General features: G+C 71.2%; 9 protein-coding genes. 3 read left to right on the forward strand and 6 right to left on the reverse strand.

What is annotated here, in order from left to right:
• The 6 genes from RZ50_RS09260 to RZ50_RS09285 all read right to left on the reverse strand — a co-directional run.
• On the reverse strand, window positions 1-2,883 hold a 2,883-nt coding region (locus RZ50_RS09260), incomplete at its 3' end, for an amino acid adenylation domain-containing protein (RefSeq protein WP_217680335.1).
• A gap of 108 nt (window positions 2,884-2,991) precedes the next feature.
• Entirely contained in the window at window positions 2,992-5,250 is a 2,259-nt protein-coding gene (locus RZ50_RS09265) for an ATP-binding cassette domain-containing protein (RefSeq protein WP_308271545.1), read from the reverse strand.
• Between the two features lie 228 nt (window positions 5,251-5,478).
• Window positions 5,479-5,811: a DUF5132 domain-containing protein gene (locus tag RZ50_RS09270; protein ID WP_217680339.1), complete on the reverse strand. Its 333-nt coding sequence runs from the start codon at window positions 5,809-5,811 to the stop codon at window positions 5,479-5,481.
• Between the two features lie 377 nt (window positions 5,812-6,188).
• Window positions 6,189-7,241, reverse strand: coding sequence for an alpha/beta fold hydrolase (locus RZ50_RS09275; RefSeq protein WP_217680341.1), 1,053 nt, complete (start codon window positions 7,239-7,241; stop codon window positions 6,189-6,191).
• Window positions 7,242-7,585: 344 nt separating this feature from the next.
• Window positions 7,586-9,502, reverse strand: coding sequence for an ABC transporter substrate-binding protein (locus RZ50_RS09280; protein ID WP_217680343.1), 1,917 nt, complete (start codon window positions 9,500-9,502; stop codon window positions 7,586-7,588).
• Window positions 9,503-9,866: 364 nt separating this feature from the next.
• The gene (locus RZ50_RS09285) at window positions 9,867-12,755 is read right to left on the reverse strand and encodes an AfsR/SARP family transcriptional regulator (RefSeq protein ID WP_217680345.1); all 2,889 of its coding nucleotides are present in this window, start codon (window positions 12,753-12,755) and stop codon (window positions 9,867-9,869) included.
• A 451-nt stretch (window positions 12,756-13,206) separates the two neighbouring features.
• Between RZ50_RS09285 and hemA the strand changes: the two genes are divergently transcribed.
• The 3 genes from hemA to RZ50_RS09300 are packed head-to-tail and all read left to right on the forward strand — an operon-like array spanning window position 13,207 to window position 16,282.
• Window positions 13,207-14,451, forward strand: coding sequence for a 5-aminolevulinate synthase (gene hemA / locus RZ50_RS09290; protein WP_217680347.1), 1,245 nt, complete (start codon window positions 13,207-13,209; stop codon window positions 14,449-14,451).
• Window positions 14,448-15,326 carry a TauD/TfdA family dioxygenase gene (locus RZ50_RS09295; protein ID WP_217680349.1) on the forward strand — a complete coding sequence of 293 codons (879 nt, stop codon included), beginning with the start codon at window positions 14,448-14,450 and terminating at the stop codon, window positions 15,324-15,326. Before hemA ends, RZ50_RS09295 begins: the two co-directional genes overlap by 4 nt.
• Window positions 15,323-16,282: a 3-oxoacyl-[acyl-carrier-protein] synthase III C-terminal domain-containing protein gene (locus RZ50_RS09300; protein WP_217680351.1), complete on the forward strand. Its 960-nt coding sequence runs from the start codon at window positions 15,323-15,325 to the stop codon at window positions 16,280-16,282. The genes RZ50_RS09295 and RZ50_RS09300 overlap by 4 nt, the downstream gene beginning before the upstream one ends.
• Window positions 16,283-16,290 lie beyond the last annotated feature (8 nt).

Raw genomic sequence — 16,290 nt, forward strand, 5'->3', positions numbered from 1 at the left:
GGCCGGAAGGGCCCGCCGGTCGAGCTTGCCGTTCGAGGTCAGTGGCAGCGCGTCCAACACCACGAACGCCGACGGCACCATGTACTCCGGCAGCCGCTCGGCCAGGTGGCCGCGCAGGTCGGCCGGGCGCGGGGCGGCGTCCGCGGCGGGCACCAGGTAGGCGACCAGCCGGGTGTCGTCGGCGCGGTCCTGCCGGGCCAGCACGGCGACCTGGGCGATGCCGGGGTGGGAGGCCAGCGCCGCCTCGATCTCTCCGAGCTCGAGGCGGAAGCCGCGCACCTTCACCTGCTGGTCGGCGCGGCCGACGTAGCGCAGGCTGCCATCCGCCGCCCGGCGCACCACGTCGCCGCTGCGGTACATCCGGGAGCCCGCGGGCCCGTACGGGTCGGCGACGAACCGCCCGGCGGTCAGGCCCGGCCGGTTCAGGTAGCCGCGCGCCAACCCCGCGCCCGCGACGTACAACTCCCCCGGCACACCTGCGGGCAGCGGCCGGAGGGCGCCGTCGAGCACGTACGTCCGTAGGTCCGTGAGGGGGGAGCCGATCTGGTCGGCCACGGTGCCCGAGCCGTCGAGCACCGCAGAGGTGACATGGACCGTGGTCTCGGTGATGCCGTACATGTTGACCAGCCGCGGCGCGTCGTCCGCATGCCGCTGGTACCAGCTCGCCAGCCGGGCGTGCTCCAGCGCCTCACCGCCGAACACCACCGTGCGCAGGGCGAGTTCACGACTCGTCTCCGGCGCCTCCGCGTCCGCCTGCATCAACTGGTAGAAGGCGGACGGCGTCTGGTTGAGCACCGTCACCCGCTCCCGGGCGAGGAGCTCCAGGAACCGGCCGGGCGAGCGGCTGGTCTCGTAGTCCACGACCACCAGCCGACCGCCGTACAGCAGCGGCCCCCACAGCTCCCACACCGAGAAGTCGAACGCGTACGAGTGGAACAGCGTCCACACGTCCTCCGCGGAGAAACCGAACAGCCCCTCCGTCGCACCGAACAACCGCACCACGTTCCGGTGCGGGACCACCACACCCTTGGGATTGCCCGTGGAACCCGAGGTGTAGATGACATACGCCGGATGGCCCGGATCGACGAGGACCCCCGGATCCGTGTCCGGCAGCCCGGCCAGGTCGACGGTGTCCAGCAGCAACCGCTCCACGGACTCCCCACCCGGCAACTCACCGATTCCATGCGTCGTCACCAGCAGCGAGGGCCGGGCGTCCTGGAGCAGATAGGAGATCCGGGCCGCCGGGTACTCCGGGTCCACCGGAACGTACGCACCGCCGGCCTTGAGCACAGCCAGGACGGCGACCACCAGCTCCACCGAACGCGGCAGAGCCAGCGCCACCAACCGCTCCGGCCCCACCCCACGGGCGACCAGAGCGTGCGCCAACCGGTTCGCCCGCGCGTTCAACTCGCCGTACGTCAGAAAGACTTCGCCGTCCGTGAGCGCGACAGCGGACGGATCCACCCGAACCTGCCGCTCGAACAGCGCGGTCAGGCTGTTCTCCGGGATCCCCCCGCTCAGGCCGACTCCGACCGGTTGCAGCGCTCGCAGCTCCTCGGCCGTGAGCACATCGATCCGGCCCACCAACTCGTCCGGCTCGCAAGCCGCGATGGTTTCCAGCAGCGCCGAAAGCCGCTGCTGGTGCGCGGCGAGTTCGTCGTCGCCGTAGGCGTCCGGCGAGCCGTTGAGCACCAGCCGCGGGCCGCTGCCGTCCCGGTGGGCGAACGCCCAGACGGCCAGGTCGGTGGTCGGCGCCTCGGACAAGTCGTGCACCGTGACGGCATGTCCCGCGAAGCGCGGCTCCGACTCGAAGGCCATGATGTTGACGATCAGCGGGAATGCCGTCCCGATGGAGCCGGGCACGCCGAGATCCCGGAGCAGGTCCTCGCTCCGATAACGCTGGTGCGCCAGGGCCGCGTCCACCTCGCCCGACACCTGTGCGACGAGTTCGCGCCACCTCATGTCGGGTCGCACCGCCAGGCGCAGGGGCACCGTGTTGGATACGGCGCCGGGCACCGACATCAGCTCGGGCCCGAATCCCTGCCGGCCCGTGACGGGAAGGCAGAGCACCACGTCCCGGGAGCCGGTCAGCCGGTGAGCGTAGAGCGCCACCGCCGCGATCAGCAGACGGGACCACCGGACTCCGGCACGCCCGGCCGCGGCCCGGAACGTATCCGGGCGCAGGACCTCCGACTCCCCGGTTCGGCGCGCGGACCGGGCAGGCCCGTCCAGAGCCCGGTCGCTGATCCGGGTGGGGGCCGGGCAGTCGGCGAACCTCTCCATCCAGTACGCCCGGTCCGTGGCGAACCGCGTCGAGGCACGGTAGTCGGCGTCCGCCGCCACCAGGTCGTCCAGTGAACCGAACGCGCACGGCGGCGCCTCCCGGCCCTCGGCCAGCGCCGTGTACGTCTCCGCGACCCGCTGTCGGACGAGGACGTAGCCGTACCCGTCCATCACCAGGTGGTGGTAGCTCTGGTACCAGAGGTGGCGCGTCGGCGAGAGCCTGATCAGCGCATGGCTGAACAGCGGATCGCGGGCGAGGTCGAGCGGGCGGATCCGGTCCTCCTCCATCCACGCCAGGGCCGCCGTGAGCGGTGCGGGTTCCGCGCTGAGGTCGAGGAAGACCGGCCCCCGGTCCCACGTCCCGCGGACGGCCTGGCGCGGACCGTCTCCGTCCTCGACGAAGCCCACGTGCAGGACGTCGACCTCGTCGACCACCCGGCGCAGCGCGGTCTCGAACAGCTCCGGGTCGACAGGACCGTGGATCTCCAGGTACTCGCCGATGCGATAGGCCGGAATCGCCGTCCGGGAGCGCTGCTCGGCGAGCCAGATCTCGCGCTGGGCCGCCGTCAGGGGAAGGACGTCGCCGACGCGACGGGACATGGGGGTACCTCCAGAAGTGTGGGCAGGCGTGAGGACGCGCCTGCACACGCCGACCGCGGTGATGTCACGCGGTCGGCGGGCAGGTGGCGGGTGGCGCGGCTGCTGCGGTCAGGCGGCGAGTTCGCCGGCCTGGAGCTGCCAGAGGGACGCGTAGAGTCCGTGCCGGGCGAGGAGTTCGTCGTGGGTGCCCTGTTCGGCGACGACGCCGCCCTTGTCCATGACGTAGATCAGGTCGGCGTGGCGGACCGTGGAGAGCCGGTGGGCGATGACCACCATCGTCCGGTCGGCCGCGAAGGTGCGGAGCGTGCGCTGGATGGCGGCCTCGGTCTCGTTGTCCACCGCGGAGGTGGCCTCGTCGAGGATCACGACCGGCGAGTCCTTGAGGATGGCCCGCGCCAGGGCGATCCGCTGCCGCTGGCCGCCGGAGAGCGCGGCGCCGCGTTCGCCGATGAGCGTGTCGTAGCCGTCCGGCAGCGCCGCGACGAAGGTGTGCGCCTCGGCCATCGTGGCCGCCTCGACCACGGCCTCGTCGGAGGCCTGGAAGCTGCCGTAGCGGATGTTGTCGGCGATGGTGCCGTCGAAGAGGAACGGGTCCTGGGCGACGAATCCGATCGCCTCACGCAGGTCCCGGCGCTGCAGGTCGCAGACGTCCCGCCCGTCGAGCAGCACCGTGCCGGACTCGGCGTCCTGGAAGCGCATCAGCAGTTTGGCGATCGTCGTCTTCCCGGAGCCCGTGGCGCCGACGAGAGCGGTGGTCCGCCCGGCGGGAATGGTCAGCGAGAAGTCCGTCAGCACCGGGGGCCGGCCGGGGTAGCCGAAGGTCACGTCCTTGAGGACGACCTCCCCCTGCACCTTCTCGGCGCCGAGCGGTCCGCCGGTTCCGTCGGTCTCGACGGGCAGGGCGTGCAGCCGCTGGACCCGGTCGTAGGAGGCCAGCGTGCGCTGGTACTGGTCGACGATGCCGCCGAGCCGGTTCATCCGCATCATCGCCATCTGCGGCAGGCCGATCAGTGGAATGAGCACCTCCGACCGCAGGCTGCTGTTGAGCACCGAGCGGCCGCCGATCAGCAGGATGCCGGTCAGGGAGGCGGTCGTGCAGGCCCGGACGATCTCGGCGTGTCGGATCGTACTGCGGTCGGTCTGCCGACTGTGGTCCTGGGCCGCCTCGCCCAGCCGGTCGATGCGCTCGGCCTCGTAGTCCTCGGTGCAGAAGCTCTTGACGGTGGCGCCGGCCTCCAGCGTGTTGACCAGCTGGCTGTGCAGCCTGGTCCGGTGCTCGCCGGAGACGGCGTAGTCGGCCGTCACCTTGTCCTGGTAGTGAACGGACAGCCAGGCGACGACCGGAATGGGCAGGAACGCGATCCAGGCGATCTGCGGTGCCAGCAGCAGGAACACCGGGATCAGGAGAGCCAGACTGGTGCCCAGTTGCACCACGTCGTTGGCGGAGGTGGCGAAGAAGGCGCCCAGCTGGCCGACGTCGTCCATGAGCGCACTCGCCACCCGGGTCGTCCGCTCGCCCTCCAGGTGCCGCAGTTCGAGGTGCTGCACGTGCGCGTAGGTGCGGCCCCGCCAGTCGTGCTCGACGTCCTGGCCGAGCCCGCGCCACTGGAGGTTCGAGGCGTACGAGAGGCCCGCCACGGCGCCACAGGTCGCGACCACCAGCCCTGCCAGGCACCAGAGCTGGGCGGACGCGGTGGTCAAACCCAAGCTGACCAGCGGCGCGAGCTCGCCCTTGGTGAGCACCACCGCGGTGCAGCCGATGACAGCGGCGAGCACCATCTCCGAGATCTGGCAGCCGGCCGACAGCGCCGCGGCACGGTAGAGGCGTCGGCGGTACGGTCCGACGATCTCCAGCAGGGGGTGCCGTGCGGTTCCGTCCCCGGGCAGTTCCCGGGTCGCGTCGACCGCTCGCCGCCAGGCCTTCCGCAGGACGGCCGCGGTCGCCGCCACCACGCCGCCCAGCGCGACCAGCTGCCTGCTCAGCGCCGACCCGCGGATCAGCGCGATGCCGGCCGTCACCCCGCCCCCGACGGCGAGGGCGGGGCGCACGACACCGCCTCGGTGCACCCGCGGAGCCGGCTTGGCGGCCGGCGGTGCCGGCGCCGAACACCCCCGGCCGGCCATGCCCTCCACGACCTGGGTGACGGCTCTGCGGACGATTCGACCGACGTCGGCGGCTTTCACCCCCGCGTCGTGCCGGACGAGGACCCCACCGGTGATCGGACTGGCCTGCGCCTCGGTGATCCCGGGGACGCGCCGCAGGGTCGCGGCGAGGACTTCGGCAGCCTGGGGCCGGCCGAGCACCGGCTTGACGTCCCAGCGCTGGCGGCCCGGAATGACCGAGCGCGGGCGCACGTCCACATCCACGGAGCGATATCCGGCTGAGACACCCAGCAGAGACGGCATATGTACGATCACCTGTTTGCGGAGGTCGCAACATTCCGACACGGGCACGACGGAAAAGTGCGACGGAGTGGAAGTTCTGGGGAGAATCGCTGCGGCATCAGGCGCACGGCCGACCGCCGTTCGGGCGAATTGTTCCGGAATCCGTCGAGGGCGTGCGCCCGGGCGGCGGGCCGGGCCACTGTCCGGCGGTCAGTGCGCCTTGCCGGCAGTGGCAACAGCGCGGGCCCTCTGGCCCCTCGCCTCGTCGTCGCCCCGGTCGACGGCCTCGCCCTTCTCCGCGCTCGGGGCGGCACCGTCGGCGGCACGGTGACCGTCGCCGGAGGACTGCGCGGCCACCATGTCGGCGGCGACCTCGGCCGCGAGGTCGTGGATGTTCTCCCCGGCCTCGTGGGCCGCCTGCTTCACCTCCAGGACGATGCCCACGGACGTCTTGACGACGCCACGCACCAGCGGCTTGAGCAGCCGCTTGGCCAGGGGCGAGACGATGAGACCGACCAGGAAGGGCGGGATGACGGGTGGCATGATGCTCCATCCTTTCTCTACGCGGACGCATGACAGGGACTCCGGAAATTGCGAACACCGGAGCAGCGCACAGCTGAGCGGACGGAGGCTCCCACTTCTGAAATTCGCGATTGCCTTTCCGGACCGAATTCCTCAGCCTATGGGGTCGACCGCCCACCTCGCCCGCCACAGTAGTCGAGCCAGGTACATCGAGGCCAAACAATCTCGGTCAACTTCACTCATGCGAGTGTCCCCAACCCGCTCAAGTACCACGGATTGCCGTACGCGCATCAACCAAATGGACTATTAGTTCAACATTCCTATTTACCGGGGGCCACCGCGTTCGTGCGCCACCTGCCGTGAAAGGGGAGGAACGGCAGGGGGCTCCGCGCCGAGGGTCATCGACCGGTCACTCGCAGCTCGCGCACCAGGCCGCCGACCACATCGGCCACGAACTCGGGCTCCTCGTGCGGAAAGTCATGGCCGGTACCGTCCGGTGTGTACACCACCCGGGCCCCGGTCGTCGTGGCCAGGTAACGGGTCCTGGTGCGGAGGTAGAAGCGGCCGATCCGCTCGACCTCGACCGCGTCCCGGGCGGCCCCCAGCAAGGTCTCGCCCTCCTTGAGGTCCGGGGGTACGACCAGCACCAGCGGCAGGTGCCCGAGGTCCCCGTCGTAGACCACGGTCTCCCACCCCACCCTGGCCAGCCCGGACGGCGAGAGCTCCGCGAAGATCGACGCGGCGGCGCAGCTCTGGCGGGTCCGGCCGCCACGGCCACGGTGCGCACCGAACAGGTGCCGCACCGCCGTCAGGAGAGCCCCCCGGCGCATCCTCACGACCAGCCGGCTGGGCGGCGCGAAGGCGATGACGTCCGAGGGCGTCGGATCCAGCAGGACGAGCCCGGCCACCAGATCCGGCCGCCGCCTCGCCGCGTTCGCGACCAGCAGTCCCCCGAAGGAGTGGCCGACGAACACGAACGGGGGCCTCTCCCCCGCCGCCTCCAGCGCCGCCAGCAGCTCCCCCGCCTCGCCCGCCGTCGTCCTGGGGAAGGGGCCGACATCACTCCAGCCCGAGCCGAACCGGTCGACCAGGACCGACCGGGTCAGGGGCGTCAGCATCGTGTGCAGCCGGCCAAGCTCCTCGCCGGGGGCGTGCACACCCGGCATCCAGACCACCGTGGGCCCGCCCCCCGCCTCCCCCTCGGCGAGGACGTGCATCCGGTGACCACCCACGTCGACCAGCTTCCCCGGCATCGGCCGGGCCCTCTCCTCGCGGGCCACCAGCACCAGGTGACGCACGGCACCGGCCGCCAGCACCACACCCACAGCCACGACGACAACACCGAGCGCCACCGCCCAGGCCCCGTCGAGCCCGATCAGGACGCCGCCCGCCCCTGCCACCAGCAGCGCGACCGGCACTCCGACCCAGTCCCTGCTCAGCAGTGCCAGCAAGAAGTTAACGATCCGTCCGTCCCGGCGCATGGATCCTCCGCGACAGCAGTACCAGACAACTGATCCTGCCTGTCGTTTTCCCCCATTCCGCCCGTCCACGCATGCCCACGGCCACCAACCGACCCGGCACGCACCGCACATGACCTGCGACCCGGGGTCACCGCCCGCAACGAGCGCGAGGGCCGGAACCGGAACCGGAGAGCCCGCGCCGGGCGGTCGACCGCTCCACTGGCGGGACCATGAAGTGGCGCGACGTCAACTACTCGACCTGCTACGGGAATTACCGGTCCGACTACTCGCCGAGGGGGCCGGGTCATGGACCCGGCCCCTGGTGTTCCGGCCGATCACTTCGTGTAGTACCAGAACTCCGGCTGGTAGCCCTCGAAGGGGTCCTGGACCGGCATGTGGAGGCCGTTGGCCACCTCGTAGATGGCCACGATGTCGTCGGTGTAGATCACCGGCTGGTGGTCGTTGACGTAGTCCTCGTAGGCGTACATGTCCTGGAGGTCGTTGCTGGTGATCGACTTGGCGATCAGCTCGTCCAGGTGCGGGTCCGAGTAGCCCCAGACGTTCGCCGCGGCGCCGGTGGCGAAGAGGGAGTCGCCGGTCGGGTAGAGCTGGGGCGAGTAGACCCAGCCGCCGTACAGGGCGGCGTCCCAGGCGCAGCCGTCGGGGTTGGCCGGGGTGCACAGGGACGCTTCGCTCTGGAGGCGGTCGACGGCCACCTCGGCCAGGTTCACGGAGATCCCCGACTGCGCGAGGTTCGACCGGTAGGAGGCCATGATCCCCGGCAGGTCGGCGTTGCCGGCCTGGTAGTCCAGGTCGAACTCCGCCTTGTCGCCGGCGGCGATGTCGGCACCGCACTGCCCCGGGCCCGTCCCCGGGTTCCGGCACACGGCCGGGGTGGTGCTCAGGTCCCAGCCGTTGGCGGCCATCAGGCCGCGGGCCTCGGCGAGGTCGAACTTGATCCGGTGCTGCTGGGCGTTGGGTGACAGCGGGTTCCCCGCGGGGATCGACGGCACGGCGCCGATCGTCGGGTGGCCCCAGCCCTTGCGGGCGCCGTTGATGACGCCCTGCTGGTCGTAGGAGTCCTGGAGCGCCTTGGTGAAGTAGGGCTGCCGGAACAGCTTGCCGTGCCGGGTGCTCCGGAAGTTGAGCTGGTAGTAGCTGATCGAGTCCAGGTAGGTCAGCGGCGCGATGTGGTAGCCCTGCCCGGCCAGCGGGTTGCCCGCCTGGAGGTCGTTCTCGTCGTACCGGGCCGCGTGCGCCTTGGGCAGGATGCCGATCTGCAGGGCGTTCGGGCTGGACACGCCGGCCTGGAGGTCCGCGTACTGGGTCTCGGCGTTCTTGTACGGGACGAAGTCGACCTCGTCCAGGTACGGCCTGTGGACGCCGGAGTAGGCCCTGTTGCGGACGATGGCGTAGGAACCGGACGCCGCGTCATAGGACTTGAGCTTCCAGGGGCCGTCCGAGATCTGCCAGAGCGGGTTGGTCGCGAAGGTCTTCTTGTCGACCGAGGCCGCGCTCAGGTACCGGAAGACCGGGTCGCAGTCGGCCTTCAGCGTCGGGGCGTCGAAGTCGTCCGAGGAACACCGGCCCCTCGCGCCGTCGGGGCCGGTGACGTCCCAGGCCCTGGGCATCGGCGTGATCGTCGTCAGGACGTTCTGCAGCACCCACGTCCGGTTGTACTGCCGGTCGAAGGTGATCGAGATGCCGTGCCTCGTGGCCCTGGTGGACACCACGCTGTCCGGGAAGTAGTTCGTCGTCGTGCCCGCGATGGTCATCGGCGGCGTGTAGTAGCCGTCGTGGTCCTTCTCGGCCTTGGACATGTTGATCCAGAACTGGACGTCACGGCCGGTGACCTGTTCGCCGTTGCTCCATCTCCAGTCCTTGAGGCGGATGGTGACGGTCTTCCCGTCCTCGCTCCAGATCGGGGCCCGGGCCGGCGACAGGTCGTCGTCGATGGCGATCCTGTCGTCCCGCCCGGCGAAGTACAGCGGTCTGAAGAAGTACTGCTGGAACTCCCCGATGTTGATCGAGGTGACCTGGTTGACGTCCATGAACGGCCAGATCACGTTCGGGCTGTCGTTGGGCCGCTGCGCGATGCGGACCGTCCCGCCGTACTGGGCGTGCGTCCCGGCACCGGTGACGTCGTCGGGGCCCGCTGCCGCTCCGGCCGTCGTGGCGGCGCCGAGCGTGGTGGCGGCGACGGCCACGATGCCCGCCTTCGTCAGGATCCTGCGGACTGTGCCGATGTGCATGAGGACCAGAACCTTCCGTTCGGGCGGGGACCGGGGCCGGCCCCGGGGTGGGGACCGGGGCGGGCTCGGGCAGGGCTCCGTACGGTCAGCTGGGCCCGATGTCGGCACCGCCGCCGGACCGCCCGGCGCCGGCACACGCCTCACACGGCTCCGCCGGACCCCATGCGCGTGTCGCGGCGGAGCCGCCCCGGTCCGGGCCCACGATCTTCTTGGCCATGCCCTGTCAGGTCCCCTCTTGAATGAATCCGTTTCACATACCTCACACAGCCTTGGGCATGGCTATCCCGCGCAGTTCCCGTTTCGATACCCGCCCGATCGGGCGGTACGGGATGCCGGGAACGAGGCGCCCAGGACGCGGGGAGCGTCAGAGCCGCGCGCGCCCCGGACCGCACTGCTCCCCGGCTTCGAGCAGGGCGGCCGCCGCCTCCATGCCCTCCAGGGCGCGGACCGCCTCGATCCGGTACCCGATCGCGCTCGCGTGCCGGTAGGCGTAGCGGTGCGCCTCCAGCGCCCCTTCGCAGTCCTGCACCACGATCCGCACCCGGCCCACGATGTTGGCGACCGCCGCCTGGCGCACCGGCGTCCGGCTGGCCTCGGCCAGGCGCAGGGCGCGCGCGCCCGACCCGGCCGCCGCCGCCAGGTCCCCGCCCAGGGCCTCGACCTCGGCGCAGACGGCCAGCAGCAGGGCGACGTTGCCGGGGAGCTTGGACTCGTCCGACAGCGGTCTGGCCTGCTCCACGCAGGCCCGGGCCTGCGCCAGTTCCCCGGAGCGCAGGTGGGCGACGGCCTGGTCGGTCAGGGCCGTGATCTCGATCTCGACCGCGTGCAGCCGGCGGCTGAGGTCCACGGCCGTGCGGGCCGACTCGATGGACCGGCGGTAGTCGCCGCGGTGCTCGTGGAGCATGCTCAGCACGGTGAGCGACTCGGCGGTCTCCCGCAGCAGGCCGGTCTCGGTGCCCAGGGCGATGCTCCGCTCCAGGTGCGGCAGGGCCGCTTCGTACGTGCCCACGGTGGTCAGCAGCATGCCGAGGGTGCCCCGGCAGCGGGCCTCGGCGTGGGCGTCGCGGATGGCGATGGCGGCGGCGAGCCCCTCGTCGGCGGCCGCGACGCCCTCCGAGAGCCTGCCGACCTTCCAGCAGACCGCGGCCAGGTTCGACAGGCTGAGCAGCAGCAGCGACGAGTCGCCGAGGCGCCGGGCGCACGCGACGGCGATCTTGGCGACCTCGTAGTAGTCCTCGAAGTAGCCGCGGAGGTTCAGGTAGTAGACCAGGTTGCGGGCGAGGTACGCGGCGTGCAGGTCCAGGCGTTCCTGCTCGGCGCGCCGGACGACGGCGATCAGGCCGGCGTGCTCGCGGTCGAGCCAGTCCAGGGCGGCGCCGTGGTCCGGGAACCGGGGCAGGTTCGGCGTCTCCGGCCGGAAGGGGGTGTCCAGCCGGCGCCAGTACGGGAACAGCCGGGTGCAGGCGTCGTCGCTGGCCTGGCAGTAGAAGTCGAGCAGCCGGCGCAGGGCGATGCCGGCCTCGCCGTCCGAGTCGCACAGTCTGAGCGCGAACGCCCGGACCAGGTCGTGGAATCCGTAGCGGCCGTCGTTGCGCAGTTGCAGGAACCGGGCGTCCATGAGGGATTCCAGCGCCGAGTCGGCGGCGGGCAGGTCGCGGCCGAGCAGGGCCGCCGCCGAGTGGACGTCGAGCGCGCCGCCCGGGTGCTGGGCGGTGAGCCGGAACGCCGTGCGGACGGGCGGTTCCATGGCGTCGTACGAGGACCGCAGGGTCGCCTCGACGCTGCGGTCGGTGCTGCTGAGCTCGTCCAGTCGCCTGGCCTGGTCGGCGAGCCTGCGCACCATCCGGTCCAGTGTCCAGCCGGGGCGGTTGAGCAGCCGTGCCGTGGCGATCCGCAGGGCCAGCGGGAGGTGGCCGCAGAACTCGGCGAGGTCCCGGGCGCCGCGAAGGTCGGCGGCGACGAGGTCGGCGCCGAGCGTCCGGGCGAGGAACGCGGAGCTTTCGAGCGGCGACAGCTCCCGCAGCGACACCCACCGGGCGCCGTCGAGGTCCACCAGGCGGGCGCGGCTCGTCACGATCGCGATGCTGCCCGCGGTCGCCGGCAGCAGGGGCCGGATCTGGCCGACCTCCCGCACGTTGTCCAGGACCAGCAGGTAGCGGTGCCCGGTCAGGCAGTTGCGCCACATGCTGGTGCGGCCGGGCAGGTCGTCGGGGATCTCGTCGGGCCGCCTGCCGAGGGCCCGCAGCAGGATGCCGAGCGCGGCGTTCGCGCTGATCGGCTCCTCGTCGGGACTGTGGCTCTGCAGGTCGATGAAGATCTGGCCGTCCGGGAACGCCCCGGCGATCGCGTGGGCCGCCCGGATCGCGAAGGAGGTCTTCCCGCAGCCGCCGATGCCGTCGACGGCGACGATCCGGCCGCCCGCCGACTCGGCTTCGGCGGCGGCGGCCACGACCGCCTCCAGTTCCGCCGTCCGTCCGACGAAGTCGGGCAGGTCGTTGGGCAGCAGCCGGGGGATCGTGGGCGGCCGGTGGGGCGGGGGTCCGGCCGCCTTGGGGGCCGTACGCGGCGCCGCGGGGGCGATCAGCAGGTCCGGGCTGTCCCTCAGCACCGCCTCGTGGAGGCCGATCAGCGCCGGGCCCGGATCGACCCCGAGGTCCTCGCGCAGCAGCCGCTGCACGGACCGGAACACGTCGAGCGCGTCCGCCCGCCGTCCGGACCGGTACAGGGCGAGCATCAGGTGGCCGTACAGCCGTTCCCGCAGGGGGTTGGCCGCGATGAGGTCGCGCAGTTCGCCGATCAGTTCCGGGCCCTCGCCGGAATCCATCCGCAGGGCCAACAGCTGTTCGAGGGCAGCCATCCGGCGCTCCTCCAGGGCCGCCGACGCGGCCGAGATGACCGCGCTCCCGCGGTCGTCGAGAGCCTGGCCGCGCCACAGGCCCAGGGCCGCGCGGAATTCCACCGCCGCTTCGGCGTTGCGCTCTTCGCCGAGCAGGGCGTGCGCGCGTTGGACGGCCCCGACGAACCTCGTCGAGTCCAGGTCCTCGTCGTTTATCGCGATGCGGTATCCGCTGCCGGCGGTCTCGATGAGCAGCTTGCCGTCGGGAAGCCGGGTGCGCAGGTTCGACACCGCTTTGCGGACCTGATGCGTGGCGGTTTCCGGCGGTGCGTCACCCCAGATGCCCTCGACGATCCGCGGCACGGACAGGACCTGTCCGGGCGCGAGGAGCAGGAGGGTCAGAACCTTCTCGTTCACCCTGCCGCCCAGAGGTACCCGCCTCTCCCCCGCCCACACCTCTAATGGCCCCAACAGCAGGAACCGAGGTTTGCCCACGATTTCCCTCCCCCCATAAACGAGCACCGATGGCACAACTGTCCACATTCTAGTGCCGTGTTGGATCTAAGGAGCGATATCACCTGTGCATTGCCCGGTTTCAACACTTCGCGGGCCCGCGAGCGCGCTGATTCGGGAGCAACCGGGCATTCCCTGCGTACGAATAGCGCCACTGACGCGGCGTCGGTTACACCGCGGCAACACTCGGCCCCCAGGCCCCACCCGCCCGGTACCCCGCCCGGAAACGGAGCGGATCCCTCCAGGGAGCCTCGCGGGATCGGAACGGGAAGCACAGTCGGCACTCTGGTTCACGGCGGCACCACCACAGCCCCCCGCCGCCCCGAACGGATCCCGACTGCTTGCGGAGAATCGAATGACTGCCGAGATCCTGGAAACACCGATGGACACGTCGGTCCTGGACCCCCTGCGGATCCAGCTCGACGAACTCAGGGCCAACCGGCTCTACCGGGACTTCCTGCCCGTCGCCCACCAGGCCGCCGAGCCCGGCCACACCTGGCACAACGGCCGACTGGTGCAAGTCTGGTGCAGCAACGACTACCTGGGGCTCAGTCAGCACCCCGACGCGATCGCGGCGCAGATGGCCTCGATCGCCCAGCACGGCACCGGGACCGGTGGGTCCCGCAACATCGCCGGCACCAGCGTGGCGCACGTCGAGCTCGAACGCCGACTGGCCGAGTGGCACGGCAAGGAGCGCGCGCTCATCTTCTCCAGCGGCTACGTGGCCAACTTCGAGTCGCTGAGCACCCTGATCGCCGCCACGCCCGGCATGGTGGTGTTCTCGGACGCGCTCAACCACCGCTCGCTGATCGAGGGCATCGTCCGATCCGGCGCCAGCAAGCAGGTGTTCAAGCACAACGACCTGGCCGACCTGCGCGCCCGCCTGGCGGCGACGCCGTCGTACCTGCCGAAGCTCATCGTGTTCGAGTCCGTGTACTCCATGGACGGCGACACCTCGCCGCTGTCGGAGATCCTCGACCTCGCCGAGGAGTTCCGGGCGCTGACCTGGCTGGACGAGACCCACTCGATCGGGGTGCGCGGCGCGACCGGCGCCGGCCTGAGCGAGGAGCTGGGCGACCACCGCGCCACCTTCATCCAGGGGGTGTTCGGCAAGGCGCTGGGCACGGTCGGGGGTTACGTGGTCGGCCCCGACGTCGCCCTGGACTACGTGCGCTCGAAGGCGCCCGGGTTCATCTTCACCACCGCGCTGCCCCAGGCCTCGATGGACGCCACGCTCTGCACCCTGGACATCGTCCAGAAGGGCGCCGGGCTGCGCGCCGAACTGGCCGACAAGGCCGCCCTGATGAAGGCGGAACTGCGGGCCCGCGACATCGAGTTCCTCGATGCCGACAGCCACCTCGTCCCGGTGATGGTGCGCGGCGCCGAGCGGGTCCGCAAGGTGGCCGACCTGCTGCTGGAGCACCACGACATCTACGTCCAGCCGATCAACTTCCCCTCTGTGCCCGCGGGCAGCGAGCGCTACCGCGTGACGGTCGCCCCGTTCCGGACTCCGGAACAGATCGCGAACTTCGCCGAGTCGCTGCAGCACTGCCTGAAGGCCTACGACCCCTCGTCCCGGATAGCGGAGGAATCGCGATGACCCAGAAGAAGCTGAGCACCCCGTTCGTCGGCGCGGAGTTCACCGGTGTGGACTACGACGCCCTGCAGGACCCGGCCCTGTGGGCCGAGCTGGTCGAGTCGCTGCACGCCCACGACGTGGTCGTGGTCCGCTCGATCGACCTGACGCCGGAGCAGCAGATCGAGCTGGCCAAGCGGCTGGGCCGCCCGGTGCCGTTCGTGATCAGCAAGTACCGGCACCCGGAGTACGAGGAGATCATGATCTCCTCGAACGAGCAGAAGGACGGCAAGCCGGTCGGCGTCGCCCGGGTCGGCAACTTCTGGCACCAGGACTCCACCTTCGTGGCCGATCCCGCGCCGTTCACCATGCTGTACGGCTTCAACGTGCCGTCCACCAGCGGGCACACCAAGTTCGCCAGCGCGAAGGACGTGTACGACCGCCTGCCCGAGGAGTGGAAGGCGCGGCTGGCCGACAAGACCGGCAACCACACCGTGAGCAAGCGGCTGCGCATCCGCCCGGAGCACGTGGGCCTGTCCGTGGCCGAGTTCCGGGCCCAGGCGGACTTCGAGCACCCGCCGGTCCAGCACCCGGTGATCCTGAAGGACGAGGAGAGCGGCCGCCCGTACGTGTACGGCAGCCGGGAGTACATGGCCGGCGTCGAGGGCTTCGACCCCAACGAGGACGAGGCCTTCTTCTCGCTGCTGGACGAGCTGATCACGGACGAGAGCCACGTCTACACCCACCAGTGGACCCCGCACGACCTGGTCATCTGGAAGACCCGCACGACGTACCACATCGCGACCGAGGTCGAGCCGGGCGTCGGCCGCACCGTGCACCGCGTCAGCATCGAGTCGGCGGACAGCGAGGCGGCGCCGGTCGAAGAGCGGGTGCAGTGAGCGCCATAGCGGACTTCGCCGTCCGGTACCCCGCGGGGCGGGTCGACGTGCAGGATCTGCACGCCGCCTCCGGGGTGCCGGTGGCCGACATCCTGGCCGTCACCCACGCCCCGGGGTTCCCGGGGCTGGGTGACGGGGAGGCGGCGTGGGAGCTGACCCGGGACGCGGCCCGCGAGGTCCTGGACCGCACCGGGGTCGCCCCGGAGCAGATCGGCACCGTGATCTACGCGGGCTCCGGCCAGTGGGACCGTCCGTTCTGGTCCCCGGCGGCCAAGGTCGCGCACGCGCTGGGCATCGAGCAGGCGCACTGCTTCGAGGTCGGCAACTTCTGCAACGCGGGTGCCGCCGCCCTGCAGATCGCGGGCGACCGGCTCGACGCCCAGGGCTCGGGCTACGCCCTGATCCTGATCGGCGACCGGCTGAGCCGCCTGGTCGACCGCTCCGACCCCGCGAGCCTGGACCTGTTCAACTTCGGCGACGCGGCGGCCGCCGTCCTGGTGACCGCCGGCCCGGGGGCCTTCACCCTCGTGCACTCCGCCATGCGCACCGACGGCAGCTGGGCCGACTACTACCACGGCGAGCACCGGGCCGACGGCGTGGTGATCCAGCAGGAGCCCCACCGGCGCGGCCTGGCGGACGCCTACGTCGAGAACTTCCGGAACCTGGTGGACCGCACGCTGCGGGCGGCGGGCGCCAAGCTCGACGACGTCGCCCTGCTGCTGATCAACCACGGCGACAAGTGGATGCACCAGCGGCTGATGGCCGCCCTCGGCCTGCCCGAGGAGAAGTCGGTGTTCGCCTACGACCGGCAGGGCCACATGGGCGGCGCGGACACCCTGATCGCCCTGCGCGAGGTCGTGGACGCCGGCCGGGTGCGCGAGGGCGACCTCATCCTGCTGGCCACCAGCGCGATGGGTTTCAGCTGGGGAATCACGGCCTTGGAGTGTCGACTGTGAAGATCCTG

Origin of the sequence: Kitasatospora sp. SUK 42, from assembly GCF_015776785.2 — a bacterium.
GTDB lineage: Bacteria > Actinomycetota > Actinomycetes > Streptomycetales > Streptomycetaceae > Kitasatospora.

Excerpts from the sequence above, each read along its gene's own strand:
- RZ50_RS09270 (WP_217680339.1), bottom strand. The coding sequence starts at position 5,811 with ATGCCACCCGTCATCCCGCCCTTCCTGGTCGGTCTCATCGTCTCGCCC.
- RZ50_RS09295 (WP_217680349.1), top strand. The coding sequence starts at position 14,448 with ATGACCCAGAAGAAGCTGAGCACCCCGTTCGTCGGCGCGGAGTTCACC.
- RZ50_RS09280 (WP_217680343.1), bottom strand. The coding sequence starts at position 9,502 with ATGCACATCGGCACAGTCCGCAGGATCCTGACGAAGGCGGGCATCGTG.
- hemA (WP_217680347.1), top strand. The coding sequence starts at position 13,207 with ATGACTGCCGAGATCCTGGAAACACCGATGGACACGTCGGTCCTGGAC.